Raw genomic sequence first — 24,797 nt, 5'->3', positions numbered from 1 at the left:
AGCATTCACATGCTGGCTTTTTGTTTGATAACTCAGAATATATAGCGACTAAGCGTTGTTCCGCTTACACCAGTTACCCGAAAGTATTTCTTTATTAGCTGTTAGATCAAGCTGATACAAATATACCCATGCTAATCCAAATATAGTCTCTATTTGCTCGCGACGATACTCAACAGGAACATCTTCTAGCCGATCGAGCGACTCTAAAATTTCGTCGTTAATGATATAGACCTCACCAGCGACACTTTTCTTTCCCAAAATCATCGCCGGATAGGCACCTAAATCAAAAAGTGCGTATTCCTTATGTGTATCAAACTGCCCTAATAAATCGCAGCCCTTCAAATAGTGGTGATTGGACTGACCTTGTCTCAAGGTTCCATAAACAAAAACAAGATGCTGCATACACCCTCCATGAGCCTTTCTACTTGCATTCCAACCAATGGATAAAACCAGAGCGACTCGATCTCAAACTGCTTTACTCGAATTCAAATTGATAGAGAAGGTCTACGGCACTGTCGAGACCTGACACAGCTTCAACATAGAGATCCTGCATCAATCGATAACGAACGGTAAACTCACCGAGCGAGTTGAAGATACCCACACCATACTTCACCTGTAAGCCTGGCAGGATGTAACCACTTACCGTCACTTGAGAGTCATCACCAGAGCCTGCGGTATCCAGTTGCAAGTCCTGTACACCAAAGGCTTCACCGATTTCGCCAACAACCTTACCACTCTTCGCTAAACTCAAACCGATTAAGGTCGTTGTCATCGAACCGCTCGACTCACCGTCGATATCTTGGCCACGCAAAATATAAGACAGCGCGTTCGCTTGTGGCATCGCTGGATCAGAGTAAATCTCGATGGTCGGCTCTGTCGCAGGGCCTGTCACTCGAATACCTGCGGTCACGTCATCCTGAGTATTATCAGGATTACGAATCGCATTGATGGCTACGTATGGCTGATCCGGTGGACCATTCATTAGAATCTTACCCTCTTCGATTAAGAGGTCTTGCCCGAATGATTGGTAAGTACCATCGACGATGTTCACTTCACCTGTAATAAATGGACCTTGGTCTTTTTGAGCCACGTTGAGCTTACCGACCAAATCACCTTCAAGACCGAAGGCAGACAATTTAAAATCATCACCAATGGAGATATTAATGTTGGTCATCACATTGAATGGGATCGTATCTTCGTTTTCTGGCTCTAGATCTTTATTCAAAATAACCTGATCAGAAGAGACGCCAACCGCTGACGGTGGTAAGTCTTCAACAACAATGCGTCCCCATGGTAAGGCAATATCACCGGTAATTTTCGCCAGTTCTGGTGTGACATCAATAGTCATATCAGGCACGACCTTCACCTTAACCATCGGTGGGATATCAACCATCAACTCATCAGCGAAAACTCTAACGTTCGAGTGCCATGCTGTAAGATCTTGCCAATCTCCGGTTCCCTCAATATCAAGGTGACCATCAGGCGTTTCGACATTCGCATCCAGTTTTGCACTATAACCATCAAAGTCGAGGTCGATGCGGCCATCTTTCACATCAACAGGCGTGACGTCGCCTTTCACTTGAATACCATCAACAGAGAATTGGCCGAATACTTGAGGGTGCATCAGAGAGCCTTTAACTTGAAGATCACTCTCAAGGTCAGCTTTCAATAAGCTGTATTCACCTAGAATGGGTTGTAAGAAATCAAGATGGAACGTGGTCAACTTAATTGCAGCATCGACCATTTTGTCTTCGGCAAGAATATCCGGTAACGACACCGTGCCTGACAAGTCACCGTTATCGGAAACATCCAACTTAAAGTCGGCATCCAGTTTGTTGTCTTTTAGTTGGGCATTCAATGCAACGCTTTCCCAACCCAGTGTGATTGGCTCACCCACTTGTTGAACAACCTGACCTTTCGGCATATCAACGCTTACCGTAACCTCAGGCTCACCTTGTTCAGACCACTTAGCATGGGCAGTAGCATTGACTAAGCCCTGTAATTGCGTCTCTTTAGGCACAAAGGCTTTAATCTGCTCGAAATCGAACTGATTGATGGCAAGCTTGGCCTCACCCGATTTTCCGACGCGAACGTCTTCATCCAAACACACGCTCGAACCCGATTGTTTCCAACAGTGCGCTTGAACATCGGCAAACTGTTTATCAACATCCGCCTTTATCGCGACAGGTTGGTCTAACACCCAAGGGCCTTGCTGAGTGGTGATTTTGACTCTGTCTAACGAGCCATCCCAAATAAGAGAAGGCTTTTGAATCAACTCTCCTGAAATAGCTAAGCTTGTAGACACGATGTCGGATATCACATCAAGTGTCACGGTGTGGTTCTTCTCACCACCACTTACCGTAAGAGCAATGCTTTCTACGCTTTGATCTTGATAGGTTAAGTTCTTAGCTTCTAATTCAAGATCAGCTTGAGCTTCAGGCAATGGCAGAGGAATCACAGAGCCATTAAGCGACAAGGATTCTAGTGTTGCTTCGCTATTCCAATCTACCTTATCCACATTTAGAGCGAGATCGACTTCAGGCTCTTTCGTTGGACCGCTTAGCTGGATATTACCAATCACTTTACCTTTCAAATCAGGGACGCTTTTTACAAGCTCAGGGAAGTAAATCTCAACACCCATGTCCCATTTCTTATCAAGCTCACCCTGAGCCTTAATCGAGTTAACACCGTGAGCTAAGCTCAAACCACTGGTTTTCAGTTTTGGTTCACCGCTCGCGCTGCGATCCGACGCTGACAACTGACCTTCGATATCCAGAGGGTATTCTCGCAAGATCCCTTCAATATCCAATTTAGGCAGTTCAATCGCCCAGCCGCCCGCTTCCGTCAACTCACCTGAGGTGACGATGCTTCCGCTAATGTTGCCCTCAGCTTCAGGCCATTGTAGACCTGGTTGGATGTCTTTGAGTGTCACGTCAGCTTGCCAGTTAACGAGACTCTTCCAGTTCGCTTTAACAACACCGTTAAGCTCACCGCCTAGCGTGTTGAGCTTTAGACGCTCGAGCTCAATTTGTTCCGTCGTGCCTTTACCCTGTAGATCGATGGCTAATTCAGGGATTTCCTTACCATCGGCTTCGCCTTTAAGAAGAACATTGAAACCATCTAGTGAGCCATCAGCTTTGAATTGCTCAATTGTCGCTTGGTAATCGCTTTTTCCGGTAAGGGGCCATTGCGCTTGCCCGCCCTCTAAAAGAAGGTCAAATGGTAAAGTCGGCTCTAAGGGTTGAATATCCCCAGACAACTTTGCCTCAATCAATTCAGAAAATTGGGAATCTAGGTTTAGCTTAGCCACGCTGCCTTGCACTTTCAGAGACAACTTCTGCCCAGCAAGGTCGGTTTCTTTCACTAACGCATCCAAAGAAAGCTCTAGCGGATAACCGCCCTTGAGCTCAACCTTAGTCGTTAGGTTTGCGCTGGCTTGTGGCATATCGAGTTCGAGAGTTGAAACATCAACCGTGTGTTTGCCCGCGCGAGCTTCTAGCCCAAGGTGGTTCACAACAATTGGTGTTTCTTGTTCTAAGGTGAAACGGTTGAGATCAAAACGCTCCAACACAACCTGTAAAGGAATCCAGACTTCCGGCAATTCGATAGCCGTTTTCTCGGTAGCCTCTGGCTCAACCTTTTCTGCTTGCGGTTCTTCTGTCGACTCCGCGAGTTTAACCTTAAGATCATTGAATAAGGTTGGCGATACCGTTAGCTTCTCGCCCTGCATGCTCAAAGCCGTAGAGAACAGGCTCCATTCAATTTCATGCCCTAAGATATTCAACTTTATATCAGACAAAGCGATACGGTTGATTACGATAGGCAGCGGTGTTTTTACCGATGTTACGGGCGGGGTCGGTTCTGTTTCTTCTGTAGAGGCAGGAGGCAGTTCAGTAAATGCGAAGTCCAATCCTTGAATCGCTAAACGATCGACACACAGCTTAGGGTCGAGCAGGCAGCGAGGATTAATAGCCAAGTTCAACTTTTGAACCTTGGTGTCGATATGAAGGCTATCATCTTTGAACTGGACATTATTAAGCGTAAAACTTGGAAAAAGTGCCCCTTTGGTGCTTCCCACTTTAAGTTGTGGCAATGCTTTTTCAGCGCCCCACAGCACAGTGTTCAACCCTGGGTTAGTGAACAAAACAAAACCTAGCAGGGCTACCAACAACAGCAAAATAGACGTCAATGAGATCGACGTCCACTTAATGAATTTGCCCATCACTTTGATCATAATTCTGGCCCTAAACTAAAGTGTAACTGGAACTCATCACCTTTTGCGGCATCTAGACCCCAAGCAAAATCTAAACTCACTGGACCAACAGGTGACGCCCAACGAACACCGACACCAGTGCCGTGTTTCCATTCAGGTTTATCATTAAATGCATCACCAATGTCGTAGAATGCCGCTCCCCACCAGTTTCCAACCAAGCGGTATTGGTATTCAAACGAACTGGTTGCCATGAATTTTGCACCCGTTAGTGCACCACTTTCATCTCGAGGAGAGATCGACTCATAACCATAACCACGAATGCTATTGTCACCACCAGCAAAGAATCTTAGGGAGGGAGATAGCTTATCAAACTCGTCAGCAAAGTTGCCGCCAAATTGAAGTCGAGTTAAGCCTCGGTGATTGTCGCCAATGCTTCGAATCCAAGCGGTTTGACCTTGAAAACGGACAACCTTAGTTGCAGATAACAAGGTATCATCAGCAGCTTCAAACATAATAGTTTGTTTGTCGCCCCACATCGGCATCGAACCACCTCGTGTTCGAGTGCGTGAGAAAGCAATACCCGGCAGCACAAATTGCGCCAAGTCATCCTGCAAACCTTGCTCATAGTTTTCGACCAAGTATCGAATGAACACCGTGCGTTGCCAGCCATTATCCAGACGCCAATATCTTTCTAGCGCTAAGTTTGATTCCAAACTCTTGGTATCACGATTATCCAAATTCTTCATACCATACTTAACTTGGTAGTAGTCATTAAGTACGTCATCCAATGGGATTTTATAAGCAGCCGTGATCGTCTGCTCAGGCTTCGAGATCGACAAGCTACTATTAAAGCTATGGCCTCGATCATTCACCCAAGGTTTTTTCCATTTGAGAGTGCCTTTCACACCAAGGTCGGTTGAGACACCTATACCGGTTTCGATTTGGTTACGAGCTTGCGGAGCAAGGCTAACCTTCATCGGGATTTCTCGGCCTTCGCCTAACTGGCTTAAATCTGGTTCAACAAATACCGAGGAGAACCAATCCGTATTAGACAGGTTTTGGTTGTACTCACCGACTTTGGTGATTGAGTAAGGTTCGCCATCCTCAAATGGTTTAAGTGACTGCACCTTATCTTCTTCTATCTGGCTACCAGTAACCTGAGTAGTACCAAAGTGATAGCGGATACCACTGTTATAATGAAGACGAACATAAGCGCGATTCAATTCAGGAGCGACTTCTAGCTTACTAAGATCATAAGCACCATCGAAGTAGCCTTTCGCTAAGCCAAGGTTGCGGATCGACGATTTCAAAGAGTCATAATTACCATGATTCAGAGTCGAACCTTTAGACAAGCTACTCTTCGCTATCAAGGCTAAAAAGTCTGGGTCATCTTTGGCTTCACCCGTCAGAACGATATCTGAAGTATAAATAACAACAGGCTCTCCCGGCTCAACCGTAACGGTCATTTCGGTATCATCTTCGGAGTGAGTAAATGTGATTTTAGGGTGGTAGTAGCCTAACGCATTCAGAGCTTCTTTAATCATAGATTCCAAGCGGGATTGGAATCTTAGTGAAACCGAATACTCTTCTTCAGGGATCGCACTCAGATAAGCATCAACATTATCCTCAAGCGCTCCATCTAGCCCTTTGATTTCAAGGGAAACGTCAGCGAAAGCGAGCGTCGATGACAATAGAGTGCCAATCAGAACTGGTAAAGTTTTTCTTATCATGTTTAATTGGTGAAGAAGTTATCAATACGTTAATAAGTGAAAAGAAATAATACCGCTAAATAGGCATTGAGTCTGTAATAAATCCTGGAATAACACGGTCTAATTTAAAGACTTATTCAATATTGACCAACAGTTAATATGAACCCACGTTAAATAAAAGCCAGCGCGGTAAACGTATGCGAAAAGGAATATAACATGCTAAACAAACAACAACTGGTTTCTGCAGCAACCGCACTACCGGGAAATGCTGACCCAATTCGAATCACTGAGCGCCATTTCGTCAATCAAACCGACCTGCTCGATGCGCCTACGGACTCTCAACAAGAAGTCCTGTTTGGTATGGGATGCTTCTGGGGAGCTGAGCGTTTGTTTTGGCAATTGGATGGCGTTATTTCAACATCCGTTGGTTACGCTGGCGGTTACACGGTTAATCCCACTTATGAACAAGTATGTACTGGGCAAACCGGCCATACCGAAGTCGTTCGTGTCATATTTGATAGTGAAGAAACCTCTCTAGCTCGAATACTTGAGACCTTTTGGGAGCGTCATGACCCAACTCAAGGAATGCGCCAAGGCAACGATTTAGGGACTCAGTACCGTTCTGCGATTTACACCTTCAGTGAAGAACAACAGTCTATCGCTGAGCACTCTAAACGTGAATATCAACGAGCAATGACTGAATCTTTAGGCAACGAGATCACGACGGAAGTTCTGCCTGCTGGAAAATATTTTTTCGCAGAAACCTACCACCAGCAATACCTAGCTAAAAACCCGAATGGGTATTGCGGGTTGGGTGGAACCGGTGTCTGCTTCCCTCCACAATAAAGTGCTGTTCGACATAACAGCGAGAAAGTACACGCATTAAAAAGGACTTCCATTAGGAAGCCCTTTTCATTGTAAATCTATTCGGTGCAAACAAATCGATAAAGCGCAGTTACACCGGCAACGCAGCAATCGTGCCGTTAACTTCTTTAAAAATAATGAGCTTTTGTTTGTCTGAAACTTCAGGAAGAAGCACCTTGCCTTGGTCGAAGCGAAATTCTCCAACACCTTCAATAGCAAATTGGCCTTTGAACAGGACTTTAACGAAACGCGCCACCTGATGTGGACGGTAAGTAGAAAATTTTCTTAACATAATACAACCTCAATTCCATTTGAGTACTACAGTCACATACCTGAACAGCGTCGTTGTTCAAAGCACATTTAATCGCTAATTCCTTTAGCAAACAGCAAGATAATCTATTGTTCATCTCGATATTGATGCATTATACCTTTTGGTAACAAGCCTGCAACTTCTTTCTACGTCGTACGATAAAAAAGTTAAAGAGGCATTTTTCAAATTTCATATTATACTTCCAGTGCAAACCAATAAGCGGAACAAAAATATAATGAAAAACAAAACTCTACTGGCTTTTTTAGCCGCAGCCTCTCCACTCTTCGCCAATGCTCACAACCTATCAGTAGGCGCTACCTTGCCTGCCGTCGATGTTAGTAACTATGGTGAGATTGTTCTAAACGACGGAAATACTGGATATCAAGCTTGGGCAACCAATGATCTTCTAGGTAAAGTTCGCGTCGTTCAAGCTATCGCTGGCCGCAGCAGCTCTAAAGAGCTCAACGCACCATTGATGGCAGCCATTACAGCATCGAAGTTCTCAGAAGACAGCTACCAAACCACCACTATCATCAACCAAGATGATGCGATTTGGGGTACTGGGTCTTTTGTTAAGTCGTCTGCCGAAAGCAGCAAAGAAGAATTTCCATGGTCTTCTATGGTCCTAGATGAAGACGGCGCCGTTGCGTCATCATGGGCTCTAAAAGAAGAAAGCTCAGCGATTATCGTTCAAGACAAGCAAGGTAAAATCTTGTTTGTAAAAGAAGGTGCATTAAACGAATCAGAAGTCACTCAAGTCATTGAGTTGATTAAAGCGAGTCTTTAATAAGATATTCGCGTCTTTTTCGAGACCTAACCAAAGGATATTGTTATATTGTAACAGTATCCTTTTTTAATTCTGTGGTTAATTATCCTGATGTGGCAAAACACACCTAACAATGTGAAACGCAAAACCTGCTTTTTGCTAGGGCTGATGCTTATGCTAAGCCTGTTAGCCGCAACACATATTGTGGATATTCACCCAGAACACCACACTTCGCATCACTGTGAGCTGTTTTCACTTAATCAGTTCATCACTGCGCATTCACTACCACAGGTCCCAGAGTTCCATTCAGAGTTTACTGTCGCTATCACTGAGTCAGTAACTTCACTACAGCGGCTATATTTCGCGTATTTAGCTCGCTCACCTCCTGTAAAGATCGCTTAAATACCACTACTTTTTAATTAACCTTTATTCAGGAAAAACACATGAAACCTACTATTTTAGCCGTTGTTATCGGCATGACTGTCTCTACAAATGTTCTAGCTAACGAAGAATTCCGCTCTCATGGCGCACATGTACATGGTCAAGTTGAAGTAAACATCGCGCAAGATGGGCAAGAACTGCTTGTTGAAGTAACAGCTCCTGGCGCAGATGTGGTTGGCTTTGAACATGCTCCAGAAACGGCAGAACAGAAAAAAGTTTTTGAGCAGGCTATCGCACAATTAAACAAGCCAGAAGAGCTGTTTAGTTTTAACAATGCGAGTTGTACTCTGCAGTTCAAGTCAGTGGCAAACACCTTAGAAGGCGATCATGACGACCATGAAGGCCATGACCATGCGGAACACGGTCATGACGACCACGAAGGCCATGACCATGCGGAACACGGTCATGACGACCACGAAGGCCATGACCACGCTGAGCACGATCATGACGACCACAAAGACCATGACCACGCTGAGCACGATCATGACGACCACAAAGACCATGACCACGCTGAACACGATCATGACGACCACAAAGGCCATGACCACGCTGAACACGATCATGACGACCACAAAGACCATGACCATGCTGAGCACGATCATGATGACCATGAAGGTCATGACCACTCTGAAGGTGGCCACGGTGAGTTCACTGTTGAGTACCACTATGAATGTTCAGACGTTGCTAAGCTAGACACAGTTAGCACTCAGTGGTTCTCTAAGTTCAGCAACACTGAAAAAATGACGGTGAACCTACTAACAGACACAGCTCAAGTACAAGAAGTGCTTAACGCAGAGCGTATTAGTTTCCGATTCTAATCACTCCTAGATCGGATTAAACGTAAATAAGCAGCCAAGTAAGTACCTACTTACTTGGCTGTTCAAATCGGTGTGCTCTAGGGAATTTATGCTTCTAATTGCTGTCCAGTAGATACACCGCTTTAATTATTGGAGCTCGCATGTCTTCTGACAGTTCATCACTTGTGGTCAAACTCGAAAATATCAGCTTTCGTTGGAAGCCAGAAATACCACCAACACTAGAGATCCCTTCTCTGCACATCCAAGCTCAAGAGCACCTTTTCATAAAAGGGCCAAGTGGTTGTGGCAAATCTACATTGCTAGGGCTGCTGACTGGAATCAACCAAGCCGAGCAAGGTGAAGTTTCTATCCTTGCTCAAGACCTCACTCAGCTTACACCTCGTCAAAGAGACAAATTCAGAGCCGATCATATTGGTTATATTTTCCAACAATTTAACCTGCTTCCTTATCTATCAGTTATCGATAACGTGACGCTTCCTTGCCAGTTTTCACAGATTCGTAAACAACAAGTCGCTGAAGGCCAGAAAAGCTTACAAGAGACAGCTCGAGAGTTGTTACTCCGATTAAAGCTACCTCAAGCTTTAATGGATAAGCCCGTTACCGAATTGAGCATCGGTCAACAACAACGTGTTGCTGCCGCTCGCGCTTTGATCGGCCAACCCAAAATCATTATTGCCGACGAGCCAACCTCAGCTTTGGATCATGACAACCGAGAAGCTTTTATCGAGCTGTTGCTAGAACAAGCTAACCAGGCAGGTTCTACTCTTATCTTTGTTAGCCATGATCCAACACTAGAAAAGTTATTCACTCGAACCATAGATTTAAAAACCGTTAACCAAGCTAAGGTTGTCGTATGAAAGTAATTACTCACTTAGCCTTAAAAAGCGTACTCAACCGTAAAGCCACGGCTATTCTCACTATTCTCACGGTGGCGGTGTCCGTCATTCTCTTACTCGGCGTGGAACGCGTTAGAACAGAAGCAAAAAGCAGCTTCGCCAATACGATTTCAGGTACTGACCTTATCGTTGGTGGCCGTTCTGGTCAGGTAAACCTGCTGCTTTACTCAGTATTCAGAATCGGTAATGCGACCAACAACATCGACTGGAAGAGCTACCAAGAATTTAGCCAACACAACGCAGTCAAGTGGGCGATCCCAATCTCATTGGGCGATTCACACAAAGGCTTCCGTGTGATGGGTACAAATCATAGTTACTTTGAAAACTATCGCTATGGAAGTAAGCAATTACTTACTTTCCAACAAGGTAAAGAATTTGAACAGCTATTTGATGTCGTGATTGGTGCCGATGTCGCGAAGAAGTTGGACTATACGATTGGTGACCAAATCATTCTTGCGCACGGTATCAGTGATGTTGCGTTTAGCCGTCACGATAATCTGCCCTTCAAGATTGTGGGAATACTCGCGCCAACCGGAACACCAGTAGACAAAACCGTACACGTATCGCTCGAGGCAATCGAAGCGATTCACGTTGGCTGGGAATCAGGTGCTAATTTAGGACATACACCGGATGCGGAAACCTTAAAGACTTTTGATTTCCAACCTCAGCAAATCACAGCCATGATGCTTGGGCTGAATTCGAAGATTCAAACCTTTGCACTGCAACGAGAAATCAATAACTACCGCCAAGAACCTTTGAGCGCCATTATGCCAGGCATTGCGCTTCACGAATTGTGGGGAATGATGGCAGTAGCAGAACAAGCACTACTGATTGTTTCAGGGTTTGTTGTTGTCGCCGGTTTATTGGGCATGCTCAGTAGCCTACTCACTAGCTTGCAAGAAAGGCGTCGAGAGATGGCAATCCTGCGAGCGATGGGAGCGAGACCTCGTCATGTGTTTGGTTTACTGATCAGTGAAGCCAGTGCGCTGACCTTCTTAGGCATCACATTAGGCGTTGCGGTGTTGTTTGCGCTGATCGCAGTGGTTGCTCCTATTGTGCAACAAAGCTATGGTATCAACATATCGATATCCGCAATCACACCGCATGAGTGGAAACTGCTTATGCTGGTACAAGTTGCCGGAATCATTATCGGCTTTATTCCCGCTTTCAGGGCTTACCGCCAGTCATTGTCTGATGGCATGACGATTCGAATCTAAAATAGGAACCTACGATGCAACGCAAATTCCTACTGATACTTGGGCTACTTCTGTTCCCATTTATCAGTACAGCTCACGCTGAAACCACTCAGAATGACGAATCGGTATTAACACTTGAATGGATTGATTTGATTCCAGAATCAGAGCGCGCTCAGCTAGATTCATTTGGTATGCCGATGGTTGACCACAATAGTATGGACAAACCTCAACAATCGACACTTGGTGCTGTTCGCCCAGAGCTGAATGGCAGCACAGTGAAGATTCCTGGCTTTGTGATTCCATTGGAAGGTGATGAGAATATGATCACTGAGTTTCTGCTGGTACCGTACTTTGGCGCATGTATCCACGTGCCACCGCCGCCACCGAACCAAATCATCTACGTGAAGTTCCCGAAAGGTGCACCAATACAACAACTATGGGATGTAATCTATTTAGTCGGAACGCTGAAAACTGAGTCGATCAGCCATGACTTAGCGCAAACCGGTTATCTTATTGAAGGTACTGCGATTGAAGAATATGACGACATGTAGTCATTAGAAGGGTGGCTCAAGGATGAGCTGCCGTCACTGAACGAGTGCGATCATTCAATAACAGTTTAATAACGATAATTTTCTTCTGAATTACGCGATGTAATTAGATAAGTAAGCTAGAACAGCGACATAAGTCGCGAGTAATAACCCTATACTAAGCTGTTTCTTAAGCTTGTTATCATTGGCTTGATTCATAACTCCTCCTTGAGAATTACAACAAATTTAACATTTTATTATCATTAGCAAAAGTAAAATTTTGTTGAAACCTTCAACTCTGCACGCAAAATCTAGCCACCAATAAGATAAAGAGTTACATTTTAGGCAGTTATACCAATCACAATAAGTAAGTGTTCAGGAATAGCGTAGGAAAAAGGCTTAAGAGCAAGGCGGCACTTTTTGATAAGTAGTTATTCTACAATCAAAAATTGTAGCTCAGTTATCGAGCGTTTTAACAAGCTAGGTTTAGCAATTATTTACTACGATTGGTATTGAGTCGTCTCCTAACGGTACTCTTATGTCAGAAACCAAACAGCCAGTGATCATTGAGCATGCTAGCGATACACAGCAAAAGCATGAGAAAAAGCCTCATATTGCCGACAGTGCCAGCAGAATGCTGCACATCGCACAAAGCTTCGGCCTCGATTCCTTAATTAGTCATAGTGCAAAGCCAAACGATAAAGCTGAGAATACACTTATCGAACGGGCGCTATTACGAGAGAAAAAACGTAGAGAGCTTCGCCAAAAGAACCTAGAACAGATTCTGAAGTTGGCACACTCTTCGTGTAAGGATGAAGCGGCTGGAGACCCAGATCAGGACTGGCTATACCGTTTCTTCGATATGGCACAAGAGATCCATAATACATCCATGCAGAGGCTATGGGCTCAAGTACTGAAACGAGAAGTCACCAACCCAGGCTCGACGTCGATGAAGGCACTGCAAATCTTAAAAGACATGACGCCAAAGGAGGCACTGACCTTACAAAGAGCTGCTTCATTAGGCTGCAGTTTTGGTAGCGATAACAGCAGAAAGCTCTTACTCGGTTTTAAATCTCATGCTGGGCTATTCAGCTTTGGCAAAAGGGACACCACCAACACCATCAACCTTGGTGGGCACAACCTACCCTACTCCAGCCTACTCCACTTGATAGAGCTCGGGATTATTCTGGGTACAGAACTAGAATCCGGAGAGATTGATTTCGACCCAGCACTGCACCTAACCTATCAAGGTAAGAGCATGTCACTGGCACCGTTATCAAAAGGGGTAAAGCTGGTTTACTATCGATTCAGCCCTACAGGCAATGAGCTTTGTACCTTGCTTGGCAATAAGCCAAACACGCAGTACTACGACCAACTGATTGCTCTACTGAGCCAGAAATTCACAGTTCAGACCGAAGTGAAAAGTAGCGTAAATTACACCGTCTAGACACTCGACGGTGTAAAGAGTAGACGGTGTAAAAGTGAAGAGTATTGAGAGGAATAAAGAGAATCTAGAGGATAGGTTTCTTGTCTCGGTAAACTAAGGCTGCACTATTTATCGGTCGTGAATAAACAGATAAACAGCTGAGTAGCCTTAGTCATACCAACGATCTCAGTTGGCTAAGATATTTCGCTTCTCCAACGCATCAATACACAGTTCGACCAATTCATCGAGTGTCTTCTCACCTGCAGGTAGATCAATCTCAGGGTTCTGAGGCGCTTCGTACACTGAACTAATACCTGTAAAGTTCGGGATCTCTCCGGCACGTGCTTTCTTATACAGACCTTTAGGATCACGCTGTTCGCAAACCTCTAATGGCGTATTGACGAACACCTCAAGAAACTCACCTTCCGGCAATAAATCTCTCACGAGTTGCCTTTCAGCTTGGTGCGGAGAAATAAAGGCTGACAGCACGATCAAGCCTGCATCTGCCATCAATTTAGCAAGCTCACCAATACGACGGATGTTCTCTCGACGATCTTGCTCAGAGAAGCCAAGGTCACTACATAATCCATGACGCACATTGTCGCCATCCAATAAATAAGTATGGTAACCAAGCTGTGCCAAGCGGTTTTCTAATGCGCCAGCGACTGTCGATTTACCAGAACCAGACAACCCCGTGAACCAGAGCACGGCTGGCTTTTGTGATTTCAGATCCGCGCGAAATGTTTTATCAATCGAGTGTTGATGCCACACAACATTCTCATCTTTGGGTTTGAGTACTGCGGTCATAATTAGTCCTTTAAATAAACAGCATTAAAATGGGAAAAAGTAAGGAATTAGGGTCAATACCAAACCCGAATAAACAATCGAGATTGGAATGCCGATACGCAGATAATCCGTTAAATGGTAATTACCTACGCTATAAACAAGTAAGTTGGTTTGGTAGCCGTATGGAGAGATAAAACTGGCACTGGCACCAAACAGTACCGCCATGATGAACGGCATAGGGTCAACGCCATAGCCTACAGCCATACTGTAGCCAATCGGAAATGAGAGTGCTGCGGCCGCATTATTGGTCACCAGCTCTGTCAAAACCAAAGTCATAAAGTAGGTCGCGACTAACGCACCGAATACACCCCAACCATTAAACGCCTCCATGAACATCAACCCCATCCGCTCAGACAAACCCGATGAAATCATCAGTTGAGCAATAGACAGAGCAGAGCCCACGATCACCACAATATCAACTGGGAAACGGCGACGAAGCTCACCCAGTTGCACCACGCCAAATGCCACCAGCAACAGTAGAAAACCAGCTAAGCCTTTGATAATCGGTACTGCATCGATAAGAGCGAGGCCAATCACACTGGCAAAACCAAGCAACACGAACGTCGATTTGTCGGCATCAAGCTTGGCACTCGAATCCAAGTCATTCATCAACACAAACTCTTTGTTGTGTTGTTGCCGCTGTTCTTCAAAGCGTTTGCCGGGAACCAAAATTAAGGTATCACCTGCGGTTAATGTGATGTTTCCAAGGCCGCCTTCAAGGCGTTCATGACCACGACGAATTGCAACCACAACCGCATCGAAACGGTCTCTAAACTGGCTGGTTTTCAGGGTTTTATTACAGAAGCTTGCCGACGAACTCACCACCACCTCAACAAAGCTCTGGCCGTTTAGGTGGTGCTGACCAAACAGAGTCAGTCCTTGAATTTCTTGCAGTGTCGCCACGCTCTCGACATCACCACAAAACAGCAATCGGTCACGAGCTTGAAGAATAAAATCAGGGTCAATCGACGCGGTGGTTTTACCGTCGCGAATCACTTCCGCTAAGAACAGTTTTCTCAAAGCTCTTAGGTTGTTCTCGCTAACACTACGGCCAACTAATGGAGAACCTGGCTCCACTCTGGCTTCTAAAAAGTAAGGCAGATCATCTTGAGAACCATCATCGTAGCTGGGTAGAAAATAGCTAAGAGGAATAAGGATCAATACGCCACCGACCAAAACCGCTAAACCGATCAAGGTAGGTGTGAAAAAGTTTAAGCTCGGCAATCCGGCATCTTCAACAAAGCTATTGATGATCAAGTTGGTTGATGTGCCGATCAATGTCAAGGTTCCACCTAAGATGGCAGCGTATGACAAAGGGATAAGTAGTTTAGAGGGCGCATGTTGTTGATTACGTTTGATCGCCCCGATCAAAGAGACCACCACCGCGGTGTTGTTGGTAAAAGATGAAAGTAACGCTGTGGAAATACCCAACTTCGCAACCACGGTTCCTAGCCGACCTTCAGAGATATTGCGGCTAACCCAGCTGATTAAGCGAGTTTTCTCCAACGCACTTGATGCGAGGATCAGAAGGATTAAAGTCAGTAACGAGGAATTAGTGAAGTTATTGGCTAGGCTCGACAAGTCGATCATGCCAGCCATGAAAGCAATAAACGCCGCGCCAGCAAAAATAAAGCTTGGCTTAATACGGGTAACGAGCAGGCAAGTAATGATGCCGAGCAAAATCGCTAATACAAATCCTTGTTGCCACATATACCCGTCCTTTATGGCGGAAACGATCGGTCTCCGCCTGATTCAATAAGCTGTTACTTGGTCGTTTATGACTTCAGTAGTTGGCTTAGATCTTTGGCATCCCAATGAGGGAAATGTTTGCGAACCAATGCGTTGAACTCAAGTTCAAATGCAGAGAAATTACCGACTTGCTGTTCAACAGAGTCCAAACGGTCTCGAATCAAACCCGCGCCAACCGTCACGTTGGTTAGTCGGTCGATAACGATGAAACCACCGGTATCGGCACTCTCTCGGTATTTATCCAGCGCGACAGTCTCGTTCAGTGACCATTCACACAAGCCAATGCCATTCAGTGGCAACTCATCGACAGCGTGAGTCGACAGGTTGTTGATGTCGTATTGGTGACGAACTGTTTCAACCTGACCAACGGTTTTCTTGCCTGCGATCTTGATGTCGTAAGCTTTGCCCGGTTGCAATGGTTGTTCAGTCATCCATACAATGTCGGCCAATACATGGTTAGTAGATTCAATCTGCGCGTTTTCCAACACAATCAAATCACCACGGCTGATATCAATCTCATCTTCAAGGGTCAGTGTTACCGCCAAGCCCGCTTGCGCAGATTCCAAATCACCATCAAAAGTCACGATGCGTGCAACCTTAGACGTTTTGCCTGACGGCAGCGCCTTGATTTCATCACCGACACTGACGCGGCCAGAGGCAACGGTGCCAGCAAAGCCACGGAAATCTAAGTTCGGACGATTCACATACTGCACTGGGAATCGGAACTCACCAGCAGAACGCTTTTGGTCGATGTCGACGTTCTCTAACACTTCAAGTAGAGATGGGCCTTCGAACCATGCTAGCTCTTTGCTTGGTGCAGCAACGTTGATGCCTTCAAGTGCCGAAACTGGCAGAATCTGAATGTTAGTTTCGCCTTCTAGGTTTTCAGCAAACTCTAGGTACTCATCACGAATCTCTTCAAAACGATCTTGTGAATATTCCACGAGATCCATCTTGTTAACTGCAACGATGAAATGCTTCAAACCAAGCAGGTTAGAAATAAACGAGTGACGACGCGTTTGATCCAGAACGCCCTTACGAGCATCAATCAAGATCACCGCCAGATCACACGTTGAAGCGCCTGTTGCCATGTTACGCGTGTACTGCTCATGCCCTGGGGTATCAGCAATAATGAACTTACGTTTTTGTGTCGAGAAGTATCGGTAAGCGACATCGATCGTGATGCCTTGCTCACGTTCAGCCTGCAAGCCATCAACAAGCAGTGCCAAGTCAGGCTTCTCACCTGTAGTACCCACTCGTTGGCTATCCGAGTGAACTGCAGCTAGCTGATCTTCATAAATCTGTTTTGTATCATGGAGTAAGCGACCGATTAACGTACTTTTACCGTCATCTACTGAGCCACAAGTTAAAAATCTAAGCATAGATTTATGCTGATGCTGACTTAGATAACCTTCAATCCCTAGTTCAGCCAATTCGGCTTCTACTGCACTGTTCATTTTTCTTTCCTTAGATTCTTAGAAATAACCTTGGCGCTTTTTCAGCTCCATTGAGCCCGACTGATCATGGTCAATCGCTCGACCTTGACGCTCACTAGACGTCGCCACCAGCATCTCTTCAATAATGCCTGTTAGCGTATTCGCCTCAGATTCAACCGCTCCGGTTAATGGGTAACAGCCTAAAGTACGAAAACGAACGCTTTTCTCTTCAATCACTTCACCTTCTTGCAGCTCCATACGGTCATCATCAACCATGATAAGCATGCCATCACGCTCAACAACCGGGCGCTTGTCTGAAAGGTAAAGTGGAACAATATCGATGCTCTCTAGATAGATGTATTGCCAGATATCTAGCTCAGTCCAGTTTGATAAAGGGAATACACGGATGCTTTCTCCCTTGTTAACCTGACCGTTATAAGTGTGCCAAAGCTCTGGACGCTGGTTCTTTGGATCCCACGTGTGGTTCTTATCGCGGAAAGAGTAAACACGCTCTTTCGCTCGAGATTTTTCTTCATCACGACGTGCACCACCAAAGGCTGCATCGAACCCATACTTGTTTAACGCCTGCTTAAGGCCCTGAGTTTTCATGATATCTGTGTGTTTCGAAGAACCATGTACGAATGGGCTACAACCCATCTCGATACCTTCAGGGTTCTTATGTACCAAAAGGTCAAAACCGTACTTTTCTGCTGTGCGGTCACGAAACTCAATCATCTCGCGGAATTTCCAATCCGTATCAACGTGTAATAGTGGGAATGGAATCTTGCCTGGGTAAAACGCTTTGCGAGCTAAATGAAGCATCACAGAAGAATCTTTACCGATGGAGTACATCATCACTGGGTTATCAAACTCAGCCGCCACTTCACGGATAATATGAATACTTTCCGCTTCGAGCTGTTTTAGGTGGGTTAAACGTTCTTGGTCCATTTCAGTGCTTCCTTTAAGGCTCGCGTTACGAGCAATTCATTACTTGGTCTTGCCAAGCATGGGATTTAACTCATCCACTAGAGTGAATGGGAGTATTGGCACTAGAAGAAAACAGAAGCTTCGTGTTGAGCTATCCTTGCTATTCGTCTGCCTGATACGTCCTTGATATAGGCATTATGACGAGCCTCTCATATTACTGGAAATTCTAAAATTTCATTTTTTATTCGAAAAGCTGATAAGGGATTTAATTCATCGATAAGCAGGTGAAATGAATGGGCTAATATTATCGATATCAGTTGCGCATCGATTGAGCAGGTTTGGGAGGCGTCTTGCAGAACACCATAAAGTAATCGATCTAAGTCACGAATTAACATTCGTTGTAATCATTGTTTCATTCCATTTTGTTACATTACGCAACGAATTTTCTACTATCCACTTTGGAGCTACAAAATGAAAGTTGCAATGAAACCTTTGTCATTGGCTGTACTTGCGGGTCTTGGTTTGACTCTAGCAGGCTGTACAACAACACCAGATACCGATGAAGTGATTAAACTACGTGTCGTAGAGACAACGGACATCCATACCAACCTAATGGATTACGATTACTACAAAGACAAGCCATCGAAAAAAATCGGCTTAGCACGTACTGCAACTCTAGTAAAAGAAGCTCAAAACGAAGTAACCAACAGCGTATTAGTTGATAACGGTGACTTGCTGCAAGGTAGCCCAATGGGTGACTACATGGCAGACAAAGGCATCGAAGCTGGTGAAGTTCACCCTGCATATAAAGCTATGAACCAGCTAAGCTACGACGCTGCAAACCTAGGTAACCACGAATTCAACTACGGTCTTGAGTTCCTAGAAGAGTCAATCAACGACGCTGATTTCCCGTACATCAGTGCTAACGTTTACGACGCAAAAACCAAAGAACACTACTTCACGCCATACATCATTAAGACGCACACGTTTGAAGATACTGCTGGCGTAGAGCATGAAGTAAAAGTGGGTTACATCGGTTTCGTTCCACCACAAATCATGACGTGGGATAAGAAGAACCTTGAAGGTAAAGTAATCGCTCGCGATATCATTGAGACGGCTAACGAGTTAGTGCCTCAAATGAAAGCAGAAGGAGCTGAAGTTATCGTTGCTATCCCTCACTCAGGCGTATCAACTGACCCATACAAAAATGGCGAAGAGAACTCAACGTTCTACCTATCTGAAGTAGACGGCATTGATGCAATCGCATTCGGTCACTCTCACGCAGTTTTCCCAGGCAAAGGTTTTGATGACATCCAAGGCATCGACAACGAAACGGGCACAATGAACGGCGTTGCAGCAGTAATGCCAGGTCGTTGGGGTAGCCACGTTGGTGTTATGGACCTAACACTTGCTCAAAAAGACGGTAAGTGGGAAGTAGTAAAAGGCCAATCAGAAGCACGCCCTATCTACGACAAGATCGAGAAGAAATCACTTGCAGATGCTGATGAAGGCATCGTAACAGCACTAGAAAAAGACCACGCAGGTACTCGTGAGTTTGTTAACCAACCGATTGGTAAAGCAGACGACGTGATGTACAGCTTCCTGTCTCTAGTACAAGACGATCCAACAGTGCAGATTGTTAACCTTGCACAGAAAGATTACGTTGAACAGTTCATCCAAGGTGACCCAGATCTAGATGGTACACCAGTACTTTCTGCTGCTGCACCATTCAAAGCGGGCGGCCGTAAGAATGACCCAGCGAACTTCACTGAAGTTGAATCTGGCCAACTGACATTCCGTAACGCAGCTGACTTGTACCTTTACCCGAACACGCTAGTTGCAATGAAGGTAACAGGTCACGAAGTAAAAGAGTGGCTTGAGTGTTCTGCTGGTCAGTTCAACCAAGTGGATGTTAACTCAACGGCACCACAACAGTTGATCGAGTGGGATAACTTCCGTACTTACAACTTCGATGTTATCGACGGTGTTAATTACCAAATCGACGTAACTCAACCTGCGAAATACGATGCAAACTGTAAAGTCGTTAACCCTGACTCACAGCGTATTGTTGGCCTAACTTACCAAGGTAAGCCAATCGACATGAAGCAAGACTTCCTGATCGCAACCAACAACTACCGTGCATACAGTGCTAAATTCCCAGGCACAGGTGAAGACTTCATCGCATTTGATGCACCAGATGAGAACCGTACTGTTCTTGCAAACTACATCTCTCGCGTAAGCAAAGAGCAAGGTCAAGTAAGCCCAACGGCTGACAACAACTGGTCATTTGCGCCAATCAAAACAGATAACAAACTAGATATCCGCTTTGAAACGTCGCCAAGCGAGAAAGCAGCAGAGTTCATCAAAGAGAAGGGGCAATACCCGATGAAACGTGTTGCGACTGACGATGTTGGTTTCGCTGTTTACCAGATTGACCTAACTAAATAGATTACTTAAGTAATCCATAGTTAACCTTCTAAAGGCTGAGTTTAACGACTCAGCCTTTTTTTCTTCTCAATATTCACTCCAAAACCTTACGTTTCTAACCCTTTAACATCCTCTAATTCTGCACCGAAACCGCATAGTTCTAACCACTCATTGCATCCAATCAACACAAAAAAGCGCTAATTGTCTGTAAGTTTTTCTCTGCTCCTCGTGTCTATTTAATTTACTACACTCAATGAATGGTCATTAAGCCATTCATCTATAGGATAGAAAAGGACATTTGATGAGCACGGTCGAGAGCATTCAAGCATGGTTACATTCAGGGGAGGAGTCGCTGCTATGGCTGATGCTTGGCATTATCGCGCTTTCTTACCTGCTTGAAGATCTTGCGATTGTTACCGCTGCCGGTTTAGCCACTCAAGGGCTCATTCCTCCTCAATATGCTCTGCTTGCCATTTTCATCGGTATTGCCACAGGTGACTTGGGCCTCTACTACCTAGGAAAATCAGGACGTTACTTCCGAGGCGTTCGATATAAAGCCCTCACTAATAAGTACTTTCGTTCGCTTCGTACCAAATTACGCCAAAACGCATTCAGCAGCCTTTTTGTTATCCGCTTTATTCCTGGGCTACGCACCGTTGGTTTTACCCTGAGTGGCTTTTTCGCCATCCCACTGCCTACTTTCTTGTTTGCCGTCATCAGCGCCACTGCGCTCTGGACTGGCATTGTCTTCTCTGCCATCTACTATTTAGGGACATCAGCGTGGCTGCAAGCCTCTGAATATCAATGGATCATCATCCCGTGTGCCATCGTTTTGCTGTTTATCGGCAATCGATTAATGAATAAAACCTACTCTAGAGGGCTATCATGAGTTCACCGCAAGATATTCGCATCATTCCCGCACATCAAATTAATGCAGGCATGCCTCTGCTTGAAAAAGATACCGTGCGCAGTGTCTCTCCTTATGAGTTTCTTCCGACTTGGTTTTTCTACACGCCAGTGGTCATTCAAAGCCTGATGCAAGGGTTACGGCACTTTGACTGGGCACTTCCGCTCATCGCCAATCCAAGCATTAAGTTAAGCGGCATGGTCGGCGAATCAAAACATGAGATATTGAGCCTTGCCGGATCTTCAAGTCAGCGTTGGATCTCACCGTTTATAACCCTAACCAAAACGGATCTCAGCAGTAAAAAACAAGCCGAAGACGCACGCAGCGCACTCATACAAACGGATCTTGATTTCCCTATCGTGGCGAAGCCGGATCTTGGTTGTCGAGGTGTTGGCGTTAAGCTGATCAACAACCAAGATCAACTTGAGCAATATGTCGAATCTTTCCCAAATAATGCTCGCTTTCTACTGCAGAAAAAGGCGCCTTATCAAGCCGAAGCGGGTGTTTTCTATGTTCGTTATCCAAACAAAAAGCAAGGTGAGATCATCTCGATCACACTCAAATACGCACCGATGGTGATGGGTGATGGCAAGTCCACACTCAAACAGTTAATTGAAAATAGCCCGCGTGCTGGGCAGCTTAGTCACCTCTATCTGCCAAGGCATGAAGATAAATTGGATCAAGTGCTCGCAGAGGGCGAAGAGTTCCAACTCGCGTTTGCAGGCAGCCATAGCCGAGGCTGTATCTTCCGAGACGGTAATCAATACATCACTCAGGCTTTAACCGAACGCTTAGACGAGATATTCGACGACTTCGATGGCTTTCACTTTGGACGACTCGACGTCAAATTCAAGGACATGCACAGCCTAATGAACGGCGAGGACTTCACCATCCTTGAGGTCAATGGCGCAAGCAGCGAAGCCGGGCACATCTGGGATCGCAACACACCGCTGCGAGAGATATTTTCGACGCTACTCCTGCAATACCGCATTCTTTTTGATATTGGCGCTCAACAGAAACAAAGAGGCCACCAGCCTCCTTCTTTTAAGAGCTTATTTAACGCGTGGCAAGAAGAGCGACGTCTTGTTCAACAATATCCGACCACCGATTAACTTTGTACGAGGATCATGAATGAACCCCATAGCCCAACCGAGCGCCCTCACTTCTTTATCTCCTAGTATCAAGGGAGCGGTAGAGATATTGAATCAGGGTTTAGAGTTTTTGTTAGCCATATCTGACAGTGACTATCTGACACGAGCAAAGCCGCACGTCACAAGTTCTATTGGTGAGCATACCCGTCACACGCTCGATCTTTTTCACGCTCTGATTTTAAAAGAGAATGCGACCGTTGATTACAACACTCGTCGTCGTGGTCACCCCGTCGAATTCGATAGGTCGATTGCGTTGAAAGAGATCCATTACGTGATCAACTGGCTTGAACGATTAGACCGTAGAGATCTCGAAGCGCCTATCATGATCCAAACCGAAGTTTCGATGGATACACAAGTATTCGCCAGCCTGCCTTCTACGTTAGAAAGAGAAGTGACTTTTGCGGCGCTGCATGCCAATCATCACTATGCGATGATCAAGGTGATCACGACCTTTCTTGATGTCGAAACATGCAATACCTTTGGTTATGCCCCAACCACCAGCAGCTATCTGAGGGAGCAATAGTCATGTGTTCAGTATCTTGGCTGCTTGAAGAAAATGGTTATCAGGTCTTTTTTAACCGTGACGAACAAAAGACGCGAGCACTAGCAATGCCGCCTAAACAGTATCGAGTTAACGGCGTCAATATCATCATGCCACTCGATCCAACTGGCGGTGGTAGCTGGATCAGTATCAATGAGTTCGGGCTTTCACTATGCCTACTCAATAACTATCAAGGCATAGTCCCTGTTGGACCTTTAGTCAGCCGTGGTTTGCTACTTAAAAACCTATCATCGAGTCGTAATATCAGTCAGCTATCTGAAGCGTTTCACAAGCTAGACCTACACTCTTTTGCCCCATTTACCTTGCTAGCTTTCGCGCCCAATCTAACCCAACACAATGGTCTGGTTATCGCCTACATGTGGGATGGTATTCAACAGAAAATAGTCGACACTGATTCTCCACTCTTCTCATCCGGTGTTGATTTAGAGCGAGTGCAAGCTTACCGACAAGCAAAATACGATCAGCTTTTGGCAACAGGTAAGAATCAACAGAACTTACTTAAGTTTCACTCTCACCATCACAACGAACAACCTCATTTAGCAACCTGTATGCATCGCGAAGACGCACATACAGTGAGCTTTACACACTTACGTAATCTGCATGGTCAAGCCTCTATGTTTTATGCACCCGGCTCACCATGCGAACCCATTAAACCATGCCAGATAAATCAGCAGCGCTTTACCTTTGATTTATCACCCGCAATCAATCTATAGATGGAGTCCATCATGAGAAAACTATTCACCATGGTTCTGCTACTTGTTAGCCCATACGTATTTGCCGCCGATGAAATCTACACTGGCTTCTTTAGCAGTAAGGCGCTCGATGGCTACGATACCGTCGCGTATTTCACTTCCGGTAAGCCCGTTGAAGGCAGTAAAAAATTCAGCACGGAGTACAAAGGCGCGGATTGGTATTTCTCTTCTGAAAAGAATCTGACTTTATTTGTTAATAATCCTGAAAAATATGCCCCTCAATATGGTGGCTATTGCGCTTGGGCAGTATCAGCGAAGAGTGACTTTGCACCGGGTGACCCACATCAATGGACGATTGTTGATAACAAGCTTTACCTCAACTACGACCAAGAGATTAAGCAGCGCTGGGAACAAGACCAAGCACAGCATATTCAACAAGCCGATAAAGTTTGGCCGCAACTGATTAAGTAAGGGAATAACGATGACATTCACTCCAGCCAAACATATCCCTGCGGCATTTATCGCGTTTGTATTTATTCAGTCGCTGTTCTTTAAGTTCACTGGCTCATACGAGACAGAGCATATCTTTGGCACACTCGCGACATGGTCAGGGCTCAGTTGGTTCGGCTCGTTTGGCGGCTACTTGATTGGATTCGCTGAATTGATTGCAGCCATTTTGCTGTTCACGCGTTGGCATGGCCTGGGTGCCATCATGAGCGTGGGGATCATGAGCGGCGCGATATTTTTTCACCTGTTTACGCCGCTCGGTATTCAGATACCTGAGTTCAATGCAGCGGGTGAAATTGTCGGTTACGACGGCGGATTATTGTTTGGCATGGCATGCCTAGTGTGGTTATGCGGTGCGTTTTTAAGTGTAAAAGATTTCAAGAATCAAGACGGTTTCCTAAACAACTTTAGTCAATAAGGTAGCTTC

Annotated in this window: 23 protein-coding genes; 15 read left to right on the top strand and 8 right to left on the bottom strand. The window is 45.3% G+C overall.

The window, feature by feature from the left end; genetic code table 11:
• Window positions 1-48: 48 nt before the first annotated feature.
• The 3 genes from MSG35_RS22005 to MSG35_RS21995 all read right to left on the bottom strand — a co-directional run bounded on the left by MSG35_RS22005 (window position 49) and on the right by MSG35_RS21995 (window position 5,943).
• Window positions 49-402: a gamma-glutamylcyclotransferase gene (locus MSG35_RS22005; protein ID WP_248385003.1), complete on the bottom strand. Its 354-nt coding sequence runs from the start codon at window positions 400-402 to the stop codon at window positions 49-51.
• Window positions 403-475: 73 nt separating this feature from the next.
• Window positions 476-4,234 carry a translocation/assembly module TamB domain-containing protein gene (locus MSG35_RS22000; protein WP_248385002.1) on the bottom strand — a complete coding sequence of 1,253 codons (3,759 nt, stop codon included), beginning with the start codon at window positions 4,232-4,234 and terminating at the stop codon, window positions 476-478.
• Entirely contained in the window at window positions 4,231-5,943 is a 1,713-nt protein-coding gene (locus MSG35_RS21995) for an autotransporter assembly complex family protein (RefSeq protein ID WP_048605926.1), read from the bottom strand. The genes MSG35_RS22000 and MSG35_RS21995 overlap by 4 nt, the downstream gene beginning before the upstream one ends.
• A 195-nt stretch (window positions 5,944-6,138) precedes the next feature.
• Here MSG35_RS21995 and msrA point away from each other — a divergent pair, with 195 nt between their 5' ends.
• Window positions 6,139-6,768 carry a peptide-methionine (S)-S-oxide reductase MsrA gene (gene msrA / locus MSG35_RS21990; protein ID WP_050652127.1) on the top strand — a complete coding sequence of 210 codons (630 nt, stop codon included), beginning with the start codon at window positions 6,139-6,141 and terminating at the stop codon, window positions 6,766-6,768.
• Between the two features lie 109 nt (window positions 6,769-6,877).
• Here the strand turns inward: msrA and MSG35_RS21985 are convergent, their stop codons facing one another.
• The gene (locus MSG35_RS21985; protein WP_048612597.1) at window positions 6,878-7,078 is read right to left on the bottom strand and encodes a DUF1107 family protein; all 201 of its coding nucleotides are present in this window, start codon (window positions 7,076-7,078) and stop codon (window positions 6,878-6,880) included.
• A gap of 253 nt (window positions 7,079-7,331) precedes the next feature.
• Here MSG35_RS21985 and MSG35_RS21980 point away from each other — a divergent pair, with 253 nt between their 5' ends.
• The 7 genes from MSG35_RS21980 to MSG35_RS21950 all read left to right on the top strand — a co-directional run bounded on the left by MSG35_RS21980 (window position 7,332) and on the right by MSG35_RS21950 (window position 13,187).
• Window positions 7,332-7,883 carry a YtfJ family protein gene (locus tag MSG35_RS21980; RefSeq protein ID WP_048605931.1) on the top strand — a complete coding sequence of 184 codons (552 nt, stop codon included), beginning with the start codon at window positions 7,332-7,334 and terminating at the stop codon, window positions 7,881-7,883.
• A gap of 90 nt (window positions 7,884-7,973) precedes the next feature.
• Window positions 7,974-8,264: a DUF2607 family protein gene (locus MSG35_RS21975; protein WP_248385001.1), complete on the top strand. Its 291-nt coding sequence runs from the start codon at window positions 7,974-7,976 to the stop codon at window positions 8,262-8,264.
• Window positions 8,265-8,305: 41 nt separating this feature from the next.
• Window positions 8,306-9,121 carry a DUF2796 domain-containing protein gene (locus tag MSG35_RS21970; RefSeq protein WP_248385000.1) on the top strand — a complete coding sequence of 272 codons (816 nt, stop codon included), beginning with the start codon at window positions 8,306-8,308 and terminating at the stop codon, window positions 9,119-9,121.
• Window positions 9,122-9,261: 140 nt separating this feature from the next.
• Window positions 9,262-9,978 (top strand): ABC transporter ATP-binding protein, encoded by a 717-nt coding sequence (locus MSG35_RS21965; RefSeq protein ID WP_248384999.1) that lies wholly within the window; start codon window positions 9,262-9,264, stop codon window positions 9,976-9,978.
• Window positions 9,975-11,234, top strand: a complete 1,260-nt coding sequence (locus MSG35_RS21960; RefSeq protein ID WP_248384998.1) for an FtsX-like permease family protein — start codon at window positions 9,975-9,977, stop codon at window positions 11,232-11,234. The genes MSG35_RS21965 and MSG35_RS21960 overlap by 4 nt, the downstream gene beginning before the upstream one ends.
• Window positions 11,235-11,248: 14 nt before the next feature.
• Window positions 11,249-11,764, top strand: coding sequence for a DUF3299 domain-containing protein (locus MSG35_RS21955; RefSeq protein ID WP_017058892.1), 516 nt, complete (start codon window positions 11,249-11,251; stop codon window positions 11,762-11,764).
• 514 nt (window positions 11,765-12,278) lie between these two features.
• Window positions 12,279-13,187, top strand: coding sequence for a TIGR03899 family protein (locus tag MSG35_RS21950; RefSeq protein ID WP_248384997.1), 909 nt, complete (start codon window positions 12,279-12,281; stop codon window positions 13,185-13,187).
• 165 nt (window positions 13,188-13,352) lie between these two features.
• On the opposite strand, the gene cysC is transcribed toward MSG35_RS21950, so the two are convergent.
• The 4 genes from cysC to cysD form a co-directional block, all read right to left on the bottom strand.
• Window positions 13,353-13,973: an adenylyl-sulfate kinase gene (cysC, locus tag MSG35_RS21945; protein ID WP_017067555.1), complete on the bottom strand. Its 621-nt coding sequence runs from the start codon at window positions 13,971-13,973 to the stop codon at window positions 13,353-13,355.
• A 24-nt stretch (window positions 13,974-13,997) separates the two neighbouring features.
• Complete coding sequence (locus MSG35_RS21940) at window positions 13,998-15,722, bottom strand: SLC13 family permease (protein ID WP_017067554.1); 1,725 nt, start codon at window positions 15,720-15,722, stop codon at window positions 13,998-14,000.
• Between the two features lie 65 nt (window positions 15,723-15,787).
• Window positions 15,788-17,218 (bottom strand): sulfate adenylyltransferase subunit CysN, encoded by a 1,431-nt coding sequence (gene cysN / locus MSG35_RS21935; protein WP_048662155.1) that lies wholly within the window; start codon window positions 17,216-17,218, stop codon window positions 15,788-15,790.
• An 18-nt stretch (window positions 17,219-17,236) separates the two neighbouring features.
• A complete protein-coding gene (gene cysD / locus MSG35_RS21930; protein ID WP_258954156.1) occupies window positions 17,237-18,181 on the bottom strand; it encodes a sulfate adenylyltransferase subunit CysD in 945 nt (314 codons plus the stop codon).
• A 414-nt stretch (window positions 18,182-18,595) separates the two neighbouring features.
• On the opposite strand from cysD, the gene MSG35_RS21925 reads away from it, so the two are divergent.
• The 7 genes from MSG35_RS21925 (at window position 18,596) to MSG35_RS21895 (ending at window position 24,788) form a co-directional block, all read left to right on the top strand.
• Window positions 18,596-20,572 (top strand): bifunctional 2',3'-cyclic-nucleotide 2'-phosphodiesterase/3'-nucleotidase, encoded by a 1,977-nt coding sequence (locus MSG35_RS21925; RefSeq protein ID WP_248384996.1) that lies wholly within the window; start codon window positions 18,596-18,598, stop codon window positions 20,570-20,572.
• Between the two features lie 280 nt (window positions 20,573-20,852).
• Window positions 20,853-21,440 (top strand): DedA family protein, encoded by a 588-nt coding sequence (locus MSG35_RS21920; protein ID WP_050652121.1) that lies wholly within the window; start codon window positions 20,853-20,855, stop codon window positions 21,438-21,440.
• Entirely contained in the window at window positions 21,437-22,570 is a 1,134-nt protein-coding gene (locus tag MSG35_RS21915; RefSeq protein WP_248384995.1) for an ATP-grasp domain-containing protein, read from the top strand. The genes MSG35_RS21920 and MSG35_RS21915 overlap by 4 nt, the downstream gene beginning before the upstream one ends.
• Before the next feature lie 19 nt (window positions 22,571-22,589).
• On the top strand, window positions 22,590-23,132 hold the full coding sequence (locus MSG35_RS21910) for a DinB family protein (protein WP_059022205.1): 543 nt from the start codon (window positions 22,590-22,592) through the stop codon (window positions 23,130-23,132).
• 2 nt (window positions 23,133-23,134) lie between these two features.
• A complete protein-coding gene (locus MSG35_RS21905) occupies window positions 23,135-23,884 on the top strand; it encodes an NRDE family protein (protein WP_059022207.1) in 750 nt (249 codons plus the stop codon).
• 12 nt (window positions 23,885-23,896) lie between these two features.
• Window positions 23,897-24,334 (top strand): YHS domain-containing (seleno)protein, encoded by a 438-nt coding sequence (locus MSG35_RS21900; protein ID WP_050634868.1) that lies wholly within the window; start codon window positions 23,897-23,899, stop codon window positions 24,332-24,334.
• A 10-nt stretch (window positions 24,335-24,344) separates the two neighbouring features.
• Window positions 24,345-24,788: a hypothetical protein gene (locus tag MSG35_RS21895; protein WP_248384994.1), complete on the top strand. Its 444-nt coding sequence runs from the start codon at window positions 24,345-24,347 to the stop codon at window positions 24,786-24,788.
• Window positions 24,789-24,797 lie beyond the last annotated feature (9 nt).

Origin of the sequence: Vibrio sp. 1CM23M (assembly GCF_023161755.1) — a bacterium.
Classification (GTDB): Bacteria; Pseudomonadota; Gammaproteobacteria; order Enterobacterales; family Vibrionaceae; genus Vibrio; species Vibrio coralliirubri.
This window is presented reverse-complemented; position numbering and strand designations above follow the sequence as displayed.

Coding starts and splice junctions, on each gene's coding strand:
- MSG35_RS22005 (WP_248385003.1), bottom strand. CDS start 402: ATGCAGCATCTTGTTTTTGTTTATGGAACCTTGAGACAAGGTCAGTCC.
- MSG35_RS22000 (WP_248385002.1), bottom strand. CDS start 4,234: ATGATCAAAGTGATGGGCAAATTCATTAAGTGGACGTCGATCTCATTG.
- MSG35_RS21995 (WP_048605926.1), bottom strand. CDS start 5,943: ATGATAAGAAAAACTTTACCAGTTCTGATTGGCACTCTATTGTCATCG.
- msrA (WP_050652127.1), top strand. CDS start 6,139: ATGCTAAACAAACAACAACTGGTTTCTGCAGCAACCGCACTACCGGGA.
- MSG35_RS21985 (WP_048612597.1), bottom strand. CDS start 7,078: ATGTTAAGAAAATTTTCTACTTACCGTCCACATCAGGTGGCGCGTTTC.
- MSG35_RS21980 (WP_048605931.1), top strand. CDS start 7,332: ATGAAAAACAAAACTCTACTGGCTTTTTTAGCCGCAGCCTCTCCACTC.
- MSG35_RS21975 (WP_248385001.1), top strand. CDS start 7,974: ATGTGGCAAAACACACCTAACAATGTGAAACGCAAAACCTGCTTTTTG.
- MSG35_RS21970 (WP_248385000.1), top strand. CDS start 8,306: ATGAAACCTACTATTTTAGCCGTTGTTATCGGCATGACTGTCTCTACA.
- MSG35_RS21965 (WP_248384999.1), top strand. CDS start 9,262: ATGTCTTCTGACAGTTCATCACTTGTGGTCAAACTCGAAAATATCAGC.
- MSG35_RS21960 (WP_248384998.1), top strand. CDS start 9,975: ATGAAAGTAATTACTCACTTAGCCTTAAAAAGCGTACTCAACCGTAAA.
- MSG35_RS21955 (WP_017058892.1), top strand. CDS start 11,249: ATGCAACGCAAATTCCTACTGATACTTGGGCTACTTCTGTTCCCATTT.
- MSG35_RS21950 (WP_248384997.1), top strand. CDS start 12,279: ATGTCAGAAACCAAACAGCCAGTGATCATTGAGCATGCTAGCGATACA.
- cysC (WP_017067555.1), bottom strand. CDS start 13,973: ATGACCGCAGTACTCAAACCCAAAGATGAGAATGTTGTGTGGCATCAA.
- MSG35_RS21940 (WP_017067554.1), bottom strand. CDS start 15,722: ATGTGGCAACAAGGATTTGTATTAGCGATTTTGCTCGGCATCATTACT.
- cysN (WP_048662155.1), bottom strand. CDS start 17,218: ATGAACAGTGCAGTAGAAGCCGAATTGGCTGAACTAGGGATTGAAGGT.
- MSG35_RS21925 (WP_248384996.1), top strand. CDS start 18,596: ATGAAAGTTGCAATGAAACCTTTGTCATTGGCTGTACTTGCGGGTCTT.
- MSG35_RS21920 (WP_050652121.1), top strand. CDS start 20,853: ATGAGCACGGTCGAGAGCATTCAAGCATGGTTACATTCAGGGGAGGAG.
- MSG35_RS21915 (WP_248384995.1), top strand. CDS start 21,437: ATGAGTTCACCGCAAGATATTCGCATCATTCCCGCACATCAAATTAAT.
- MSG35_RS21910 (WP_059022205.1), top strand. CDS start 22,590: ATGAACCCCATAGCCCAACCGAGCGCCCTCACTTCTTTATCTCCTAGT.
- MSG35_RS21905 (WP_059022207.1), top strand. CDS start 23,135: ATGTGTTCAGTATCTTGGCTGCTTGAAGAAAATGGTTATCAGGTCTTT.
- MSG35_RS21900 (WP_050634868.1), top strand. CDS start 23,897: ATGAGAAAACTATTCACCATGGTTCTGCTACTTGTTAGCCCATACGTA.
- MSG35_RS21895 (WP_248384994.1), top strand. CDS start 24,345: ATGACATTCACTCCAGCCAAACATATCCCTGCGGCATTTATCGCGTTT.